Annotated in this window: 15 protein-coding genes; 12 read left to right on the forward strand and 3 right to left on the reverse strand. The window is 63.5% G+C overall.

The genetic code is table 11. The annotated features are described in order from the left end of the window. Positions 1–71: 71 nt before the first annotated feature. On the forward strand, positions 72–2,309 hold the full coding sequence (locus tag ACFQNJ_RS14455) for an NADP-dependent isocitrate dehydrogenase (RefSeq protein ID WP_382258832.1): 2,238 nt from the start codon (positions 72–74) through the stop codon (positions 2,307–2,309). Positions 2,310–2,417: 108 nt separating this feature from the next. Here ACFQNJ_RS14455 and ACFQNJ_RS14460 read toward each other — a convergent pair whose 3' ends face one another. Then, positions 2,418–2,864, reverse strand: a complete 447-nt coding sequence (locus ACFQNJ_RS14460; RefSeq protein WP_382258835.1) for a DUF192 domain-containing protein — start codon at positions 2,862–2,864, stop codon at positions 2,418–2,420. Positions 2,865–3,031: 167 nt separating this feature from the next. Here ACFQNJ_RS14460 and icd point away from each other — a divergent pair, with 167 nt between their 5' ends. The 3 genes from icd to clpA all read left to right on the forward strand — a co-directional run bounded on the left by icd (position 3,032) and on the right by clpA (position 7,305). After that, positions 3,032–4,285: an NADP-dependent isocitrate dehydrogenase gene (gene icd / locus ACFQNJ_RS14465; RefSeq protein WP_382258838.1), complete on the forward strand. Its 1,254-nt coding sequence runs from the start codon at positions 3,032–3,034 to the stop codon at positions 4,283–4,285. Positions 4,286–4,507: 222 nt separating this feature from the next. Beyond that, positions 4,508–4,864 (forward strand): ATP-dependent Clp protease adapter ClpS, encoded by a 357-nt coding sequence (gene clpS, locus ACFQNJ_RS14470; RefSeq protein WP_374639854.1) that lies wholly within the window; start codon positions 4,508–4,510, stop codon positions 4,862–4,864. 101 nt (positions 4,865–4,965) lie between these two features. Continuing rightward, positions 4,966–7,305, forward strand: coding sequence for an ATP-dependent Clp protease ATP-binding subunit ClpA (gene clpA, locus ACFQNJ_RS14475; RefSeq protein WP_382258841.1), 2,340 nt, complete (start codon positions 4,966–4,968; stop codon positions 7,303–7,305). Between the two features lie 64 nt (positions 7,306–7,369). Here clpA and ACFQNJ_RS14480 read toward each other — a convergent pair whose 3' ends face one another. Then, positions 7,370–8,905, reverse strand: a complete 1,536-nt coding sequence (locus ACFQNJ_RS14480; protein WP_382258844.1) for a helicase HerA-like domain-containing protein — start codon at positions 8,903–8,905, stop codon at positions 7,370–7,372. Between the two features lie 91 nt (positions 8,906–8,996). On the opposite strand from ACFQNJ_RS14480, the gene ACFQNJ_RS14485 reads away from it, so the two are divergent. Genes ACFQNJ_RS14485 through rng form a run of 8 tightly spaced genes read left to right on the forward strand, consistent with a single transcriptional unit; the run spans position 8,997 to position 15,999 of the window. After that, positions 8,997–9,722, forward strand: a complete 726-nt coding sequence (locus tag ACFQNJ_RS14485) for a YebC/PmpR family DNA-binding transcriptional regulator (protein WP_374639851.1) — start codon at positions 8,997–8,999, stop codon at positions 9,720–9,722. Between the two features lie 12 nt (positions 9,723–9,734). After that, on the forward strand, positions 9,735–11,009 hold the full coding sequence (gene purD, locus ACFQNJ_RS14490; RefSeq protein WP_382258847.1) for a phosphoribosylamine--glycine ligase: 1,275 nt from the start codon (positions 9,735–9,737) through the stop codon (positions 11,007–11,009). 24 nt (positions 11,010–11,033) lie between these two features. Continuing rightward, complete coding sequence (hemF, locus tag ACFQNJ_RS14495; protein WP_382258850.1) at positions 11,034–11,948, forward strand: oxygen-dependent coproporphyrinogen oxidase; 915 nt, start codon at positions 11,034–11,036, stop codon at positions 11,946–11,948. Further along, positions 11,945–12,586: a nicotinate (nicotinamide) nucleotide adenylyltransferase gene (gene nadD, locus ACFQNJ_RS14500; RefSeq protein WP_382258853.1), complete on the forward strand. Its 642-nt coding sequence runs from the start codon at positions 11,945–11,947 to the stop codon at positions 12,584–12,586. Before hemF ends, nadD begins: the two co-directional genes overlap by 4 nt. Next, the gene (gene rsfS, locus ACFQNJ_RS14505) at positions 12,583–13,338 is read left to right on the forward strand and encodes a ribosome silencing factor (RefSeq protein WP_382258856.1); all 756 of its coding nucleotides are present in this window, start codon (positions 12,583–12,585) and stop codon (positions 13,336–13,338) included. The genes nadD and rsfS overlap by 4 nt, the downstream gene beginning before the upstream one ends. After that, positions 13,335–13,802: a 23S rRNA (pseudouridine(1915)-N(3))-methyltransferase RlmH gene (gene rlmH / locus ACFQNJ_RS14510; protein WP_374639846.1), complete on the forward strand. Its 468-nt coding sequence runs from the start codon at positions 13,335–13,337 to the stop codon at positions 13,800–13,802. The genes rsfS and rlmH overlap by 4 nt, the downstream gene beginning before the upstream one ends. Positions 13,803–13,823: 21 nt before the next feature. After that, positions 13,824–14,441: a Maf family protein gene (locus tag ACFQNJ_RS14515; RefSeq protein WP_382258860.1), complete on the forward strand. Its 618-nt coding sequence runs from the start codon at positions 13,824–13,826 to the stop codon at positions 14,439–14,441. A 31-nt stretch (positions 14,442–14,472) separates the two neighbouring features. Further along, complete coding sequence (gene rng, locus ACFQNJ_RS14520) at positions 14,473–15,999, forward strand: ribonuclease G (RefSeq protein WP_382258863.1); 1,527 nt, start codon at positions 14,473–14,475, stop codon at positions 15,997–15,999. Between the two features lie 8 nt (positions 16,000–16,007). On the opposite strand, the gene msbA is transcribed toward rng, so the two are convergent. Further along, positions 16,008–17,798, reverse strand: coding sequence for a lipid A export permease/ATP-binding protein MsbA (gene msbA, locus ACFQNJ_RS14525; RefSeq protein ID WP_374639843.1), 1,791 nt, complete (start codon positions 17,796–17,798; stop codon positions 16,008–16,010). Between the last annotated feature and the right edge of the window lie 107 nt (positions 17,799–17,905).

The following is a 17,905-nucleotide window of genomic DNA, read 5'->3' on the forward strand; positions in this document are numbered from 1 at the left end:
CTTCCGATTCAGCCGACCGACACCCATGGTCGGCGGGATGCAGACATCACAACGACATCCGGAGCACCTTCATGAGCAATCAGACATCCACCATCGTCTACACCCTGACCGACGAGGCACCGCTGCTGGCCACCAGCGCCTTCCTGCCGGTGATCCAGACGTTCGCGGCGCCTGCGGGCGTCAACGTGACCACCAGCGACATCTCGGTGGCCGCCCGCATCCTGGGCAACTTCCCCGAGTACCTGACGGAAGAGCAGCGGGTGCCGGACTACCTGGCCGAACTGGGCAAGCTGACGCTCAAGCCGGATGCCAACATCATCAAGCTGCCCAACATCAGTGCATCCGTGGCCCAGCTGGTGGCCGCCATCAAGGAGTTGCAGGCCAAGGGCTACAAGATTCCTGACTACCCGGAAAACCCCAAGAACGACGAAGAGAAGGCCATCAAGGTCCGCTATGGCAAGTGCCTGGGCTCCGCCGTGAACCCGGTGCTGCGCGAAGGCAACTCCGACCGCCGGGCGCCGAAGGCCGTGAAGGAGTTTGCCCGCAAGAATCCGCACAGCATGGCCGAATGGAGCCAGGCTTCGCGCTCTCACGTCTCGCACATGCACGCTGGCGACTTCTACCACGGTGAGAAGTCCATGACTCTGGATCGTGCGCGCAACGTCAAGATGGAACTCATCACCAAATCCGGCAAGACGATTGTGCTCAAGGAGAAGGTGGCGCTGCTCGACCGCGAGGTGATCGACAGCATGTACATGAGCAAGAAGGCCCTGCTGGCCTTCTACGAGAAGGAGATCGAGGACGCCCGCAAGACCGGCGTGATGTTCTCGCTGCACGTCAAGGCCACGATGATGAAGGTCTCTCACCCCATCGTGTTCGGCCACTGCGTCAAGATCTTCTACAAGGAAGCGTTCGAAAAGCACGGCAAGCTCTTCGACGAACTGGGTGTGAACGTCAACAACGGCATGGTCGATCTTTACAACAAGATTGCGACCCTGCCCCAGAGCAAGCAGGAAGAGATCAAGCGCGACCTGCATGCCTGTCACGAGCACCGCCCCGAGCTGGCCATGGTCGACTCCGCCAAGGGCATCACCAACTTCCACTCGCCCAATGACGTGATCGTGGACGCTTCGATGCCGGCGATGATCCGCAACGGCGGCAAGATGTGGGGCGCCGACGGGCGTCTGAAGGATGTCAAGGCCGTGATGCCCGAGTCGACCTTCGCCCGGATCTACCAGGAGATGATCAACTTCTGCAAGTGGCATGGCGCTTTCGACCCCCGCACCATGGGCACCGTGCCCAACGTGGGCCTGATGGCCCAGCAGGCCGAAGAGTACGGCTCGCACGACAAGACCTTCGAGATCCCCGAAGACGGTGTGGCCAACATCACCGATCTGGACACCGGCGAAGTGCTGATGAGCCAGAACGTGGAGCAGGGCGATATCTGGCGCATGTGCCAGGTCAAGGACGCCGCCATCCGCGACTGGGTCAAGCTGGCCGTCACGCGCGCCCGCAACTCCGGTATGCCAGTGGTGTTCTGGCTGGACCAGTACCGTCCGCACGAGGCGCAACTGATCACCAAGGTCAAGATGTATCTGCACGAGCACGACACCACCGGCCTGGATATCCAGATCATGAGCCAGGTGCGCGCCATGCGCTACACGCTCGAGCGCGTCATCCGTGGTCTGGATACCATCAGCGCGACCGGCAACATCCTGCGCGACTACCTCACCGACCTGTTCCCGATCATGGAACTGGGCACCTCGGCCAAGATGCTGTCGATCGTGCCGCTGATGGCCGGTGGCGGCATGTATGAAACGGGTGCGGGCGGCTCTGCTCCCAAGCACGTGCAGCAGCTGGTGGAGGAAAACCATCTGCGCTGGGATTCGCTGGGCGAGTTCCTGGCCCTGGCCGTGTCTCTGGAGGACCTGGGCATCAAGACCGGCAACCAGAAGGCGAAGATCCTGGCCAAGACGCTGGATTCGGCCACGGGCAAGCTGCTGGACAACAACAAGAACCCCAGCCCCAAGACGGGTCAGCTGGACAACCGGGGCAGCCAGTTCTATCTGGCCATGTACTGGGCCCAGGAGCTGGCTGCGCAAAGCGAGGACGCCGAACTGGCGGCCAAGTTCGCACCTCTGGCCAAGCGCCTGACCGAGCAGGAGGAGGCCATCGTTGCTGAACTGAACGAGGTGCAGGGCAAGCCGGTGGACATCGGCGGCTACTACAAGCCCGACTTCGACAAGCTGGCCCAGATCATGCGACCCAGCAAGCTGTTCAACGAGGCCCTGGCCTCTGTGTCGGCCTGATGGTGGGTACGCGGGTTCTCGATACTGAGGACCCGCCGAATCTGCTGACGCCCCGGCGTACTGGTCCACACGGGGCGTTTTTCATTTCTTCGACCCGGTCACCTCTTTTCAAGGACGCGTGGCGAACGGTGCTCCCATGAGTTTGAAGCCTGGCTGGATGCCACGTTTGGCAAACCACCCCTGGTGCATCTCCAGCACGTAGCGCACGGGTTTCTCGGAGCAGTGCGAGTCCAGGCTTTGCGGCTTCATGTCGGCCAGGTTCACCACCGTGCCATCGTCGGCCACAAATGCGGCGGTCAGGGGCAGCAAGGTGTTCTTCATCCAGAAGCATTGCACGGCAGCCTGCTCGAAGACAAAAAGCATGCCTTCGTTGGCGGGCATCTCCTGTCGGAACATCAAGCCAGTGGCACGTTGCTCCGGGGTCTGGGCAACCTGGGCCTGGATCAGGTGCATGCCGGCCTTGAGGGTGGTGCGTGGCAGCTGGGTCTGTGGCACACCCTGCGCCCAGGCCAAGGAGACAAAGAGCGTCAGACAGCCGGCAAACAGTTTTTTCATGGGTTGGATAGATGGCAGATTGGGTCGCCGCCATTGTGCGGCATGCGGAACTTCGGTGACCCGCCAGTCCTTGGCCGGCAAGCATTCGGGTCTAGAATTCGCCGGCATCGCCGCCCTGACGCTCGCGCAGGCGACCACCGACATCGCATTCATCGGAGACCGGTTTCATGTACCAGCACATCCAGGTGCCCGACCAAGGCCAGAAGATCACCGTCAACGCCGACATGTCCCTGAACGTGCCGGATCAGCCCATCGTTCCCTACATCGAGGGTGATGGCACCGGTGTGGACATCACCCCGGTGATGCTCAAGGTGGTGGATGCCGCGGTGGAAAAGGCCTATGGCGGCCGCCGCCAGATCCAATGGATGGAGGTGTACGCTGGCGAGAAGGCCACCCGTGTCTATGGCCCGGATGTGTGGCTGCCCCAGGAGACGCTGGATGCCCTGCGCGAGTATGTCGTGTCGATCAAGGGTCCGCTGACCACGCCGGTGGGCGGTGGCATCCGTTCGCTCAACGTGGCGCTGCGCCAGGAACTGGATCTGTATGTCTGCCTGAGGCCTGTCCAGTATTTCAAGGGCGTGCCGTCACCGCTGAAGGAACCCGAGAAGACCAACATGGTCATCTTCCGGGAGAACTCGGAGGACATCTATGCGGGCATCGAATATCCGGCGCAAAGCGACAAGGCCCGCAAGTTGATCCGTTTCCTTCAAGACGAGATGGGCGTGACCAAGATCCGTTTCCCGGAGACCTCGGGCATCGGCATCAAGCCGGTTTCGATCGAGGGCACCGAGCGCCTGGTTCGCAAGGCCATCCAGTATGCGATCGACAACGACAAGCCCAGCGTCACCCTGGTGCACAAGGGCAACATCATGAAGTACACCGAGGGCGGGTTCCGGGATTGGGGATATGCGCTGGCGCAGAAGGAGTTCGGTGCCCAGCCCATCGATGGCGGCCCATGGTGCCAGTTCGCCAATCCCAAGACTGGGCGCAAGATCGTCATCAAGGACTCCATTGCCGACGCCTTCCTCCAGCAGATCCTGCTGCGGCCTGCCGAGTACTCGGTGATCGCCACGCTCAACCTCAACGGGGACTACATTTCCGATGCGCTGGCTGCGCAGGTGGGCGGCATCGGCATCGCTCCGGGCGCCAACCTCTCCGACTCAGTGGCCTGTTTCGAAGCCACGCACGGCACGGCCCCCAAATACGCGGGCAAGGACTACGTGAATCCGGGGTCTGAAATCCTGTCCGCCGAAATGATGCTGCGCCACATGGGATGGAAGGAGGCGGCCGACCTCCTTATTTCGTCCATGGAGCAGGCCATCCTGTCCAAGCGGGTGACCTACGACTTTGCCCGCCTGATGGAAGGTGCTACCCAGGTTTCCTGCTCGGGGTTCGGGCAGGTGATGATCGAAAACATGTGACCGTTCAACCAGGGGCACGTCCCCACGAGTGTCGGGCGGTCATGCCCGGAAATGCCGCCGGGAAGTGCGATTTCTCGGCGGTTTTCTTTTTGTGGTGCCACCCAGAATAGGCAATCAGCGGCGGGTTCCAGAGCCAGAGGAGGCCAGGGTGAAGACGGCAAGGATCCGCCGACGAATCCGGGGTGACGGTGTGGTCGCCATGTCGCCGCTAGAATGGTTTTCATGGCTACCCAGATACCCAAAAAACCCGACTTGCCGGCTTCGCCGCCCTCGGCGGGCAGCGACGATTCGGTGGTGCTTGAGCGGCGGACCCAGAGAGTGGGACCGCCCAAGATGTATCAGGTCGTGTTGCTCAATGACGACTTCACGCCCATGGAGTTCGTGGTGTTCATCATCCAGGACTTTTTTGGAAAGGACCGGGAAACGGCGACCCAGATCATGCTCAAGATCCACCTGGAGGGCAAAGGCGTGTGCGGGGTTTACACCCGGGATGTCGCAAGCACCAAGGTGGACCTCGTCCTGCAGGCCTCCCGCCAGGCAGGTCATCCGCTGCAATGTCTGAGTGAACCTGTTGAATAAGGGAAGCTACTCCCCATCTGATGGACTCTTCCACCCGATACTGATCGCCAGCACGCTGGAAATACCCTCACTCCTCATCTTCGACGCCAAAGGAAGTGCCCATGATTGCCCAGGAACTTGAAGTCAGCTTGCATATGGCCTTTGTCGAGGCCCGGCAGCAGCGGCACGAATTCATCACTGTCGAGCATCTGCTGCTGGCCTTGCTGGACAACCCCAGTGCGGCCGAGGTGCTGCGCGCCTGCTCGGCCAATATCGACGATCTGCGCAAGTCGCTGACCAACTTCATCAAGGACAACACGCCTCAGGTGGCGGGTACCGAAGAGGTGGATACACAGCCGACGCTGGGCTTCCAGCGGGTGATCCAGCGCGCCATCATGCACGTGCAATCCACGGGCAATGGCAAGAAGGAAGTCACGGGCGCCAACGTGCTGGTGGCCATCTTCGGCGAGAAGGACTCGCATGCCGTCTACTACCTGCACCAGCAGGGCGTGACGCGCCTGGATGTCGTCAACTTCATTGCCCATGGAATCCGCAAGAGCGACCCGCAGGAATCGGCCAAGCCGGGTGATAGCGCGGCCGAGAACGAAGAGCAGGGCGCCGAAGCCAAGGGCAACGAGAAGCAATCTCCGCTGGAGCAGTTCACCCAGAATCTGAACCAGGCGGCCAAGGACGGCAAGATCGATCCGCTGATCGGCCGCGAGTACGAGGTGGAGCGAACCATCCAGATCCTGTGCCGCCGCCGCAAGAACAACCCCTTGCTGGTGGGCGAGGCGGGTGTGGGCAAGACGGCGATTGCCGAGGGTCTGGCCTGGCGCATCACCCAGAATGAGGTTCCCGAGATTCTGGCCGAGGCGACGGTCTACTCGCTGGACATGGGTGCGCTGCTGGCGGGCACCAAGTACCGTGGTGACTTCGAGCAGCGCCTCAAGGCGGTGCTCAAGTCGCTCAAGGACAAGCCGCACGCGATCCTGTTCATCGACGAGATCCACACCCTGATCGGCGCTGGTGCGGCATCGGGGGGCACCCTGGATGCGTCCAACCTGCTCAAGCCGGCCCTCTCCAGCGGGCAGCTCAAGTGCATTGGCGCGACGACCTTCACCGAGTATCGCGGTATCTTCGAGAAGGATGCAGCGTTGTCTCGCCGCTTCCAGAAGGTGGACGTGGTCGAGCCCACTGTGCAGGAAACCATTGACATCCTCAAAGGCCTCAAGAGCCGCTTCGAGGAGCACCACAGCGTCAAGTACGCGGTGGCCGCGTTGCAGGCCGCGGCCGAACTGTCGGCCAAGTACATCAACGACCGGCACCTGCCGGACAAAGCCATCGATGTGATCGACGAGGCCGGTGCGGCCCAGCGCATCCTGGCGCCCTCCAAGCGCAAGAAGACGATCGGCAAGAGTGAGATCGAGGAAATCGTGGCCAAGATCGCCCGGATTCCGCCCGCCAATGTGTCCAACGATGACCGCAGCAAGCTCCAGACGCTGGAGCGCGACCTCAAGAGCGTCGTGTTCGGTCAGGACAAGGCGCTGGAGGTGTTGTCGGCCAGCGTGAAGATGGCGCGCTCTGGTCTGGGCAAGGCGGACAAACCCATCGGTGCGTTCCTGTTCAGTGGTCCCACTGGTGTCGGCAAGACCGAAGCCGCCAAGCAACTGGCCTACATCATGGGTATCGACCTGATCCGGTTCGACATGTCCGAGTACATGGAGCGGCATGCGGTCAGCCGGCTGATTGGCGCGCCCCCGGGCTATGTGGGCTTTGACCAGGGTGGACTCCTGACCGAGGCGATCACCAAGAAGCCGCACTGCGTGCTGTTGCTCGATGAAATCGAGAAGGCGCACCCGGACATTTTCAACGTGCTGCTGCAGGTGATGGACCATGGCACGCTGACCGACAACAACGGGCGCAAGGCCGACTTCCGCAACGTCATCATCATCATGACGACCAACGCGGGCGCCGAGACCATGAACAAGGCGACCATCGGCTTCACCAACCCGCGCGAGGCGGGCGACGAGATGGCCGACATCAAGCGCCTGTTCACGCCCGAGTTCCGCAACCGGCTGGATGCGATCGTGAGCTTCAAGGCGCTGGACGAGAACATCATCCTGCGAGTGGTGGACAAGTTCCTGTTGCAGCTCGAAGGTCAGCTCGCCGAGAAGAAGGTCGAGGTCACGTTCACCGACACCCTGCGCAAGTACCTGGCGAAGAAAGGCTTTGACCCCCTTATGGGTGCCCGGCCGATGCAGCGTCTGATCCAGGACACGATCCGCCGTGCGCTGGCCGATGAACTGTTGTTCGGTCGCCTGACCGAAGGCGGGCGCCTGACCGTCGATCTGGAGGTCAAGACCGGTGACGACGGCAAGGAAACGCAGGAAGTCAAGCTCGACATCCAGCCTTTGCCCAAGAAGGAAGGCAAGGCCAAGCCCGAAGAGGCCACCGCCGACTGACCCGACTCAACCCACAAAAAGCCCGGCGCAGGCCGGGCTTTTTCATGGGGCGCGGATCGCTTCTTCAGCGGCGTTTGCCGCCCAGCAGGCTGCCGAGCACCCCGCGGACGATCTGGCGGCCCAGAGAGCTGGCCACCGTTCGCGCAGCGGTCTTGGCCATCGTCTGGACGATGCCGTCGTACTGTCCACCGCGAGGTCCGGTCCGGCCAAAGAGCGCCTCGTTGACCATGCCGCCAAAGCCCCCGGATGTCTCCTCCGCGGGCTGACCACCCGGCACGCGGGGTGTCCTGGGTGTTCCCTCTGGGGCCTCATCTGGCATGCGGGCCTGGGCGTGGCCCCGCAGGATTTCGTGGGCACTTTCCCGGTCAACCACCTTCTCGTACACGCCGGCGACCAGCGAGTTCTGGATCAGGGACTGGCGTTGTGCGGCGGTGATCGGACCGATCTGGCTGCCCGGTGGCAGGACATACACCCGCTCGGTTTCGCTCGGTCGTCCTTTGGGGTCAAGGAAGCTGACCAGTGCCTCGCCCACCGCCAGCTCGGTGATGGCGGCTTCGATGTCCAGGCCTGCCTTGGGCCGCATGGTTTCGGCCGTGGCCTTGACCGCCTTCTGGTCCCGGGGGGTGAAAGCCCGAAGGGCATGCTGGACGCGGTTGCCCAGTTGCCCCAGGACGCTGTCAGGGATGTCCAGCGGGTTCTGGGTGACGAAGTAGACGCCCACGCCTTTGGACCGGACCAGGCGAACCACCAGTTCGATCCGCTCGACCAGCACCTTGGGGGCCTCGTTGAACAGCAGGTGCGCCTCATCGAAGAAGAAGACCAGTTTGGGCTTGTCGGGGTCGCCGATCTCGGGCAAGGTCTCGAACAGTTCTGACAGCATCCACAGCAGGAAGGTGGCGTACAGTCGGGGGGAGTTCAGCAGCTTGTCGGCGGCCAGCACGTTGATCATGCCTTGGCCGTCCACCGTCTGCATGAAGTCCTGGATGTCGAGCATGGGCTCGCCGAAGAAACGGTCGCCCCCCTGCTGCTCGATCTGCAGAAGGCCCCGCTGAATGGCCCCCACGCTGGCGGCGCTGATGTTGCCGTACTCGGTGGTGAACTGCTTGGCGTTGTCTCCGACATGCTGCAGCATGCTGCGAAGATCCTTCAGGTCCAGGAGCAGCAGACCGTTGTCGTCCGCGATCTTGAACACCAGGTTCAGGACGCCCGTCTGGGTGTCGTTCAGATTGAGCATGCGGGCCAGCAGCAGAGGGCCCATGTCGGAGACGGTTGCCCTCACCGGGTGACCCTGTTCACCGAAAACATCCCAGACCGTGGTGGGGCAGGCCACCGGAGCCGGCAGATCGATTCCGCGGTCGGCCAGCACCTTGGCCATCTTCTCGCCGATGTGTCCGGTCTGGCTGATGCCGGTCAGGTCGCCTTTGACATCGGCCATGAATACCGGCACGCCGATCGACGAGAAACCCTCGGCCAGCTTCTGCAGGGTCACCGTCTTGCCTGTGCCAGTGGCACCGGTAATCAGCCCGTGCCGGTTGGCCAGCTGGGGCAGCAGATGACATTGGGCGGTCGCATTTCGGGCGATCAGCAAGGGGTCGGCCATGGCGTCGTTCCTCGTTCAGACGGGCGCAGTCTGCGCAAAAGTAAAATCGGCACCATTACACCAAATTCCGTTCGGTAAAAAGGACTCAGTCGTGGCTGGACACAGCAAGTGGGCAAATATTCAACACCGCAAGGGTCGCCAGGATGAAAAGCGTGGCCGTGTGTGGACACGCATCACCCGCGAGATCATCGTGGCAGCGCGCAATGGCGGGGGTGACCCCAACATGAACCCGCGCCTGCGCCTGGCCATTGACAAGGCCAAGGCGGCCAACATGCCGGCCGACAACATCAAGCGAAACGTCGACAAGGCCACCGGCAACCTCGACGGCGTGACCTATGAGGAAATCCGCTACGAGGGCTATGGCATCGGGGGCGCCGCCATCATCGTGGACACCATGACCGACAACCGGGTCCGCACGGTGGCCGAGGTGCGTCATGCCTTTTCCAAGCATGGGGGCAACCTGGGGACCGAGGGCTCTGTGGCATTCCAGTTCAAGCACTGCGGCCAGCTGATTTTTGCGCCGGGCACCAGCGAAGACCAGGTCATGGAGATTGCCCTGGAGGCGGGCGCCGAGGATGTCGTCAGCGGCGAAGACGGCTCGATCGAGGTCTTGACCGCTCCCAGCGACTTCGAGGCGGTGCGCAACGCACTGGAGGCGGCCGGACTCAAGGCCGAGGTGGCCGAGGTCACCATGCGCGCCGAGAACACGATTGCCCTGGGCGGTGAAGACGCGCAGCGGATGCAGAAGCTGCTGGACGTGCTGGAGGATCTGGACGATGTCCAGGATGTCTTCCACAACGCCGAACTGGACCTGTAAGGCAGGATCATCATGAAAGTACTGGTGATCGGCGGTGGTGGCCGCGAACATGCCCTGGCCTGGAAGCTCAAGCGCTCGCCCAGCGTGACGCAGGTCTTCGTCGCACCCGGCAACGCCGGAACGGCCCGTGACCCGGCCTTGACCAACGTTCCCCTGACCGACAAGGTGGCGCTGCGCGAATGGGTGCAGGCCAATGGCATCGGGCTGACGGTGGTCGGGCCCGAGGCGCCGCTGGCAGCGGGTGTGGTCGATGAATTCCGGGCCCACGGCCTGGCCATCTTCGGCCCGACCCAGAGGGCCGCGCAGCTGGAAAGCTCCAAGGCCTTTTCCAAGGCATTCATGCAGCGTCATGGCATTCCCACCGCTGAGTACCAGACCTTCACCGATCCGGCGCAGGCTCACGCCTATGTGGACGCCAAGGGTGCCCCCATTGTGGTCAAGGCCGACGGGTTGGCCGCAGGCAAGGGTGTGGTGGTGGCGATGACCGCGGCCGAGGCACACGAGGCCATCGACTTCATGCTGCTGGACAACAAGCTCGGGGTGGCCCACAACGAGGGCGGAGCCCGTGTGGTCATCGAAGAGTTCCTCGAAGGCGAGGAGGCCAGCTTCATTGTTCTGTGTGACGGCGAGCACGCGCTGGCACTGGCCACCAGCCAGGACCACAAGCGCCTGCTGGATGCCGATCAGGGGCCGAACACGGGTGGCATGGGGGCCTATTCCCCCGCGCCGGTGGTGACGCCCGCGGTTCATCAGCGCGCGATGGAGGAGGTGATTCTGCCGACGCTGCGCGGCATGGCCGCCGATGGGGTCCCGTACACCGGCTTCCTGTATGCGGGCCTCATGATCACGCCGGACGGACGCGTCAAGACGCTGGAGTTCAACTGCCGCATGGGCGATCCCGAGACGCAGCCGATCATGATGCGACTGCAAAGTGATCTGGCGCAGGTGTTGCTGGCGGCCACGCGCCAGGAACTTGACCGTGTGTCGCTGGATTGGGACCCCCGTGTGGCCCTCGGCGTGGTGCTGGCTGCGGCCGGCTATCCGCTGGACCCCCGAAAAGGCGACGCCATCACCGGGTTGCCGGCTGATGCGGATGACGGCATGGTCTTCCACGCTGGTACGGCCGAGCGTGGCGGTGCGGTCGTCACCTCGGGCGGTCGCGTCCTGTGTGTCACGGCGCTGGGCCCCGATGTGCGGCAGGCCCAGCAGCGGGCGTACACACTGGCCGAGAGCATCCGGTTCGATGGCATGCAGTACCGCAAGGACATCGGGTTCCGCGCCGTGTGAGTGTGCCTGACGGAAAAAACATCCATGAATTCCCAGACCCAAAGCGTCCGTGACTACCTGACCGACCTGCAGGATCGCATCACCTCGACGGTGGCCATGGTCGATGGCGGCCGTTTCGTCGTGGACCGCTGGAAGAAGCCTGCGGGCGAACGCCTGCAGGGGCAGGGCATCACCCAGATCCTGGAGGACGGGCAGGTGTTCGAGCGCGCAGGCTGCGGCTTTTCCCATGTGAGTGGTCCCAGTCTTCCGCCGTCGGCCACGCAGCATCGCCCTGAGCTCTCGGGCGCACCGTTCGAAGCCATGGGCGTTTCGCTGGTGTTCCACCCGCGCAACCCCTACGTGCCCACCGTGCACATGAATGTGCGCATGATCGCCGCCACCCCGGCCGGCGGAGAGACGGTGTGCTGGTTTGGCGGCGGCATGGACCTGACCCCGTACTACGGGTTCGACGAGGACTGCGCGCATTTCCACACCACCTGCAAGGGCGCGCTGGACCCATTCGGCGTCGACAAGTACCCGCGGTTCAAGAAGTGGTGCGACGAGTACTTCTACCTGAAGCACCGCGACGAGCAGAGGGGCATCGGTGGAGTTTTCTTTGACGACTTCTCCGAGCTGGGTTTCGACGGCAGCTTTGCCATGATGGCCTCGGTGGGGGATGCCTTTCTGGACGCCTACCTGCCCATCGTCGACCGCCGCAAGAACACCCCCTATGGCGAGCGTGAGCGCAGCTTCCAGCTGTACCGCCGCGGACGTTATGTCGAGTTCAACCTGGTCTGGGACCGGGGCACCCATTTCGGGCTGCAATCCGGCGGCCGATCCGAATCCATCCTGCTGTCCATGCCGCCCCTGGTCAGTTGGGCTTACAACCGGCAGACCAAGAAGGGCACGCCGGAGGACAGGCTCTACCGGCATTTCCTGGTCCGTCGGGAGTGGGTGTGAGCGATGCGTCCCTGCGCATCGGACTCTACGGTGGCGCCTTCGATCCTCCGCACCGGGCGCATCGGGCGCTGGCCGAGGCGGCCCTCGACCAGTTGTCGCTGGACCGGTTGCTGATCCTGCCGACCGGTCAGGCCTGGCACAAATCCCGGTCGTTGACCGACGCCCGGCATCGGCTGGCCATGTGCCACCTGGCGTTCGACGATCTGGCACGGGTGCAGGTGGACGACCGGGAGATGCACCGGGTCGGGCCGACCTATACCATTGACACCGTCCAGGAGGTGCTGGCGCAATACCCGGGCGCCCAAGTCTTTCTGGTCATTGGGGCCGATCAGTTGCAGCTGTTTCGCACCTGGCACCGCTGGCAGGAACTGCTGTCGCTCGTCACGCTGGCGGTGGCCGAACGGGCCGGACGCATCGGCGATGACGCCATCGATGCCTCGCACCCGCCGACGGATCTGCGAGAGGCGGATCTGCCCCATGTACGGCTGCAGATGCCCCTGATCAACGTCAGCGCGACGGCCCTGCGGCGTCGCCTGTCCCGCGAGGGTTCTTCAACGATCTCCGAAGAGATACCGCTGGTGTCACAGCCGGTCGCAAGCTATATTTCACAACAACACCTTTACCAGACCCATTCATGACCAGCGAAACCGCCGCCAAAAAAGACATCCAGAAACTCCAACGGGCCATCGTCGAGGGGCTGGAGGACGTCAAGGGTCAGGATATTGTGGTGTTCAACACTGCAGACCTTTCGCCCCTCTTCGAGCGGGTGATCATCGCCAGCGGCACCTCCAACCGGCAGACCAAGGCGCTGGCCTCCAGCGTCCGTGACGCGGTGCGCGAGGCCGGCTTCGACAAGCCACGCGTCGAGGGCGAGGACAATGGGGAGTGGATCATCGTGGACTGCGGTCAGGCTGTTGCCCACATCATGCAGCCGGTGATCCGTCAGTACTACCGCCTGGAAGAGATCTGGGGCACCAAGCCCGTGCGTCTGAAGACCGGGGCGGAGAAAGCTGCAGAGGCCCGTCAGGCCAGCCAGACCAAGCCGGCCCGCAAGACAGCGGCCAAGGCCAAGTCCGAGGCGCCTGCTGTGCCGGCGAAAAAGGTGGTGCGCAAGACGGCAGCCAAAGCCGCTGCAACTGATGTGACTCCAACCCGCAAAAAGGCGGCCCCTTCGAAGAGCTCCGTGGCGTCCAAGACCGCGGTCAAGTCAGCGGCGACACCGGCACGCACGAAAGCCACCGGCGCGACCGCCAAAACCAAGACCAGCCTGCCCAAGGTGGTGGTCAATGCGCCGAAGCCGGCGGCCAGGAAGTCCCCGGTCAAGGCTGCCTCGGCGAAACCTGCGGTGAAGTCGCCCGCCAGAAAAGCCGCACCCAAGAAGAAGGCATGAAGCTGGTCATCGTGGCGGTCGGGCAACGGGTGCCCGACTGGGCTCAGACCGCCTACGACGACTACGCCAAACGGTTTCCGCCCGAACTCAGGGTAGAGCTGAAGGCGGTCAAGACAGAACCCCGCGGATCCAAGACCGTCGAGACGGTCATGGCGGCTGAGCGGGAGCGCATCCAGGCCGCATTGCCCAAAGGCTGCCGCATCGTGGTGTTGGACGAGCGGGGCAGCAACCTCACCACCAAGGCCCTGGCGCAGCAGTTGCTGCAGTGGCAACAAGGCGGGGACGATGTCGCCCTGGTCATCGGCGGGCCGGATGGGCTGGAGCCAGCCTTCCGGGCGGCGGCGCATCAGCGCATTCGTCTGTCGGATCTGACCTTGCCTCACGCGATGGTGCGCGTTCTGCTGATCGAGCAGCTCTACCGGGCCTGGTCGATCAATGCCAATCACCCGTATCACAGGGAATGACGCGCTGACCGGCTGCACGATATGCACGAACACATCTACCTGGCCTCACAAAGTCCCCGCCGGCTTCAACTGCTGGAGCAATGGGGGGTGCGCTGCGAGCTCCTGCTGCCCGATGACGAGGAGGATGCGGAGTCACTGGAGGTGGTGTTGCCGGGCGAGGCGCCGGCGGCCTATGTGCGCCGGGTCACGCAGCTCAAGCTCAAGGCATCGCTGGAACGTCTGCGCCGCAGGCGCCTTCCCCTGGCACCCGTGCTCTGCGCCGATACCACCGTGGCCCTGGGCCGCCGTATTCTGGGAAAACCCGCCGACGAAGCCGACGCCATGCGGACGCTCGCGGCATTGTCGGGGCGGCGTCACCGGGTGCTGACCGCGGTGGCGCTGGGGGTGCCCGGTGTCAGGACGGACCGAACCCTGGATGCGCTGTCTGTGTCGTGGGTGACGTTCTCCGACATGTCTCCCGGCGACATCTGCCGCTACGTGGCCACGGGTGAACCGATGGGCAAGGCCGGTTCCTATGCCATCCAGGGCAGGGCGGCGGCGTGGATCTCGCACATCAGCGGCAGTTATTCGGGGATCATGGGACTCCCTGCCTTCGAGACCGCAGGCCTGCTCCGGGCCGCCCACGTCCGGACCGGATGACACCACGACCGCCAGATTGGAAAAGACCGACATGAGCCAGGACATCTTGATCAACTGGGCGCCCCAGGAAACCCGCGTGGCCGTGGTGGAACAGGGCGCCGTCCAGGAGGTGCACATCGAACGCACCCTGGAGCGAGGTCTGGTGGGCAACATCTATCTGGGCAAGGTCTCCAGGGTGCTGCCGGGCATGCAGTCCGCCTTTATCGACATCGGACTGGACCGGGCGGCCTTTCTGCACGTGGCCGACCTGATGCCCAACATCGCGGCCAAGCACGCTGCGCCCAAGGACAAAAGCCAGAACGGTGATGCCGGAGCGGGTGCCAAGGTGCTTACCCCTGACCCGGTGCAGCCGATTGAGCGGCAGATCTTCGAAGGGCAGGCGCTGATGGTGCAGGTGCTCAAGGATCCGATCGGTACCAAGGGTGCCCGACTGACCGCCCAGATCAGCATCGCCGGGCGCCTGCTGGTTTTTCTGCCTCAGGACAACCACATTGGTGTCAGTCAGAAGATACCGACTGCCCAACGGGAAGCCTTGCGTCAGCGGCTGGGCGCACTGACCGCGCCCCCCGACGGCAGCGCCGCAGGGGGCTTCATCCTCCGAACCAACGCGGAGGACGCCAGCGACGATGAACTCAGGGAAGACATCGCCTATTTGCGCAAGACTTGGCAGCGCATTCGCGAGGCGGCCAGCCGCCTGCCTCCGCCCTCGCTGCTGCACGAGGATCTCAACCTCATGCAGCGCGTGCTGCGCGACCTGGCCGGCAGCCAGACCCAGTCGATCCGGATCGACTCCCGCGAGCAGTTCGGTATCCTGCAGCAGTTCGCGTCCGAGTTCATGCCCGATACCCTGCCCAAGCTGCAGCACTACAGCGGTGAGCGCCCCATCTTCGACCTGTTCAACATCGACGAGGAAATTGCCCGTGCGCTGGGGCGGCGGGTGGACCTGAAGTCGGGTGGCTATCTGGTGATCGACCAGACCGAGGCCTTGACCACCGTGGACGTCAACACCGGCGGATTTGTGGGTGCCCGCAACTTCGATGACACGGTGTTTCGCACGAACCTGGAGGCCGCCCAGGCCATCGCGCGGCAGTTGCGCCTGCGCAACCTGGGCGGGATCGTCATTGTCGATTTCATCGACATGGTCCGGGATGACCACCGGGAAGCCGTGCTGAGCGAGTTCCGCAAGCAGCTCGCCCGTGATCGCGTCAAGACCATGACGGGTACCTTCTCTCAGTTGGGCCTGGTGGAGATGACCCGCAAGCGCACCCGCGAGTCGCTGGCCCAGATGCTCAGCGAGCCCTGTGGCAGCTGCAGTGGCAAGGGCCTGGTCAAGACTGCGCGCAGCGTCTGCTATGACATTCTGCGCGAGATCCTGCGCGAGGCCCGGGCCTTCAATCCGCGCGAATTCCGTGTGATTGCCTCGGCCCGGGTGGTCGAACTGTTCCTGGACGAAGAAAGCCAGCATCTGGCCGGCCTGTCCGACTTCATCGGCAAGCCGATCTCACTGCAAACCGAGTCATCCATGACCCAGGAGCAGTACGACATCGTCCTGCTCTGAGCACTTCCTCAGCGCTCTTCGGCCGGATCCTCGCTGCGAAACCCCTGCGCGTGCAACCGGGCATAGATGCCACCTTGCTGCAGCAGCTGGGCGTGGGTGCCTTGTTCGGCCACCTGGCCATCGGCCAGCACCACGACCCGATCCGCGTGCTCGATGGTGGACAGGCGGTGGGCGATGACCAAGGTGGTCCGTCCGGCCATCAGACGGGCCAGCGCATCCTGAACCAGTCGCTCTGATTCGTTGTCCAGGGCCGATGTCGCTTCATCCAGGATGAGAATGGGTGCGTCCTTGTAGATGGCGCGGGCAATGGCCAGTCGCTGGCGCTGACCGCCGGAAAGCTCGGTCGCATTGTGGCCGACGCCCGTGTGAATGCCTTGGGGAAGGCGCTCCACCAGATCGCCGAGATTGGCCGAACGCAGGGCCGCCAGCACACGGGCCTCATCGATGACTTCGTCGTTCGCACCCAGCGCCACGTTGGCCGCCAGCGAATCGTTGAGCATCACGACATCTTGACTCACCATGGCGAACTGACGACGCAGCGATCCCAACTGCCAGTCGGGCAGCGGCACGCCATCGAGCAGGATTCTTCCTTCGGTGGGTTCCAGGAATCGAGGCAGCAGGTTGACCAAGGTGGTCTTTCCCGATCCCGATGGCCCGACGAGCGCGAGCACCTCACCTTGGTGAACCTGCAGTGTCACACCGCGCAGGGCGGGTCGAGGCTCCAGATCGCTTTCACGCGACGGGTATCGCAGCCAGAGGTTCTCGATGAGCAGATCCCCCTGTGCGCGGTCGACCGCATGGGTGCCGCTGGTCTGCTCGGAAGACTCCTCGATAAGCTCCAGGCCACGTTCCAGTGCCGCCAGACCGCGGGTGATCGGGCCGGCAATCTCGGCCAGGTGACGCACCGGCGCAATCAGCATGAGCATGGCGGTCACGAAGGCCACGAAGTTGCCCACCGTGACACCGCTGGTGGAGCTTTGCCACAGCGCGATCGCAATCACCGCCGACAAGGCAGCCGCCGCCAGCATCTGGGTCAGCGGCGTCATGGCGGCCTGCGCGATCGTCGACTTGAGGGCCAGCCTGCGCAAAGCCACGCTCAGCTTCTCGAACCGCCTGGCCTGCTGTGCCTGCGCGCCATGCAGCCGGATCATCCGGTGGGCCAGCGCGTTCTCTTCCACCACGTAGGCCAGCTCGTCGGTGGCCTGCTGGCTCGACCGTGTCAGCTTGTACAGCCGACGTGACAGGACCCGCATGATCAGCACGAGGCCGGGAAACAGCAACAGCACAATCAGTGTCAGCCGCCAGTTCAGGTACATCAGGTAGCCCATTAACGCCACCAGGGTCAGGCTGTCCTTGGCCAGCGTCAGCATGGCATTGACCAGCGTCGTCGACCCCGTCTGGACTTCGTACACCAGCGTGTTGGACAGTTTGCTGGCGCTCTGGCGGCTGAACAGCGTGAGGTCGGAACTCGACAGCCGCTCGAACATGGCGCGCCGAAGGTTCAGCAGGCCCATGCTGGCGGTGTACGAGAGGGAGTACTGGGCCACAAATCCCGCAAGGCCGCGGATGCCGAAAAGGCCCATGAGTGCGGCGGGCACCATCCACAAGGGAATCTGTCCCTCGGTGAAACCGCGATCCAGCAAAGACTTGAGCAGGGCGGGGATCATGGGCTCGCTCAGCGCACCCACGAGGGTGCCCGCAATGGCCAGGACGATGCCTGTCCGTGCCTGACGAAAGTAGGGCCAGAAGCGGCGCAGGCGCTGAAGAATCGTGACTTGGGGAGCGTGGTCGTCGGGCATGAGGGGTCAGAGGCAGGTTGGACCTGTGGTGGCCCCGATAGCTGCACATCTTGTGACGGACGCGCAACCTGCTTCCGTTATTATCCAATGTGATGCATTGATCGGAA

This window comes from Hydrogenophaga bisanensis (assembly GCF_042665135.1).
Taxonomy (GTDB): Bacteria; Pseudomonadota; Gammaproteobacteria; order Burkholderiales; family Burkholderiaceae_C; genus Hydrogenophaga; species Hydrogenophaga bisanensis.

Excerpts from the sequence above, each read along its gene's own strand:
- ACFQNJ_RS14455 (WP_382258832.1), top strand. The coding sequence starts at position 72 with ATGAGCAATCAGACATCCACCATCGTCTACACCCTGACCGACGAGGCA.
- ACFQNJ_RS14460 (WP_382258835.1), bottom strand. The coding sequence starts at position 2,864 with ATGAAAAAACTGTTTGCCGGCTGTCTGACGCTCTTTGTCTCCTTGGCC.
- icd (WP_382258838.1), top strand. The coding sequence starts at position 3,032 with ATGTACCAGCACATCCAGGTGCCCGACCAAGGCCAGAAGATCACCGTC.
- clpS (WP_374639854.1), top strand. The coding sequence starts at position 4,508 with ATGGCTACCCAGATACCCAAAAAACCCGACTTGCCGGCTTCGCCGCCC.
- clpA (WP_382258841.1), top strand. The coding sequence starts at position 4,966 with ATGATTGCCCAGGAACTTGAAGTCAGCTTGCATATGGCCTTTGTCGAG.
- ACFQNJ_RS14480 (WP_382258844.1), bottom strand. The coding sequence starts at position 8,905 with ATGGCCGACCCCTTGCTGATCGCCCGAAATGCGACCGCCCAATGTCAT.
- purD (WP_382258847.1), top strand. The coding sequence starts at position 9,735 with ATGAAAGTACTGGTGATCGGCGGTGGTGGCCGCGAACATGCCCTGGCC.
- hemF (WP_382258850.1), top strand. The coding sequence starts at position 11,034 with ATGAATTCCCAGACCCAAAGCGTCCGTGACTACCTGACCGACCTGCAG.
- rsfS (WP_382258856.1), top strand. The coding sequence starts at position 12,583 with ATGACCAGCGAAACCGCCGCCAAAAAAGACATCCAGAAACTCCAACGG.
- rlmH (WP_374639846.1), top strand. The coding sequence starts at position 13,335 with ATGAAGCTGGTCATCGTGGCGGTCGGGCAACGGGTGCCCGACTGGGCT.
- ACFQNJ_RS14515 (WP_382258860.1), top strand. The coding sequence starts at position 13,824 with ATGCACGAACACATCTACCTGGCCTCACAAAGTCCCCGCCGGCTTCAA.
- rng (WP_382258863.1), top strand. The coding sequence starts at position 14,473 with ATGAGCCAGGACATCTTGATCAACTGGGCGCCCCAGGAAACCCGCGTG.
- msbA (WP_374639843.1), bottom strand. The coding sequence starts at position 17,798 with ATGCCCGACGACCACGCTCCCCAAGTCACGATTCTTCAGCGCCTGCGC.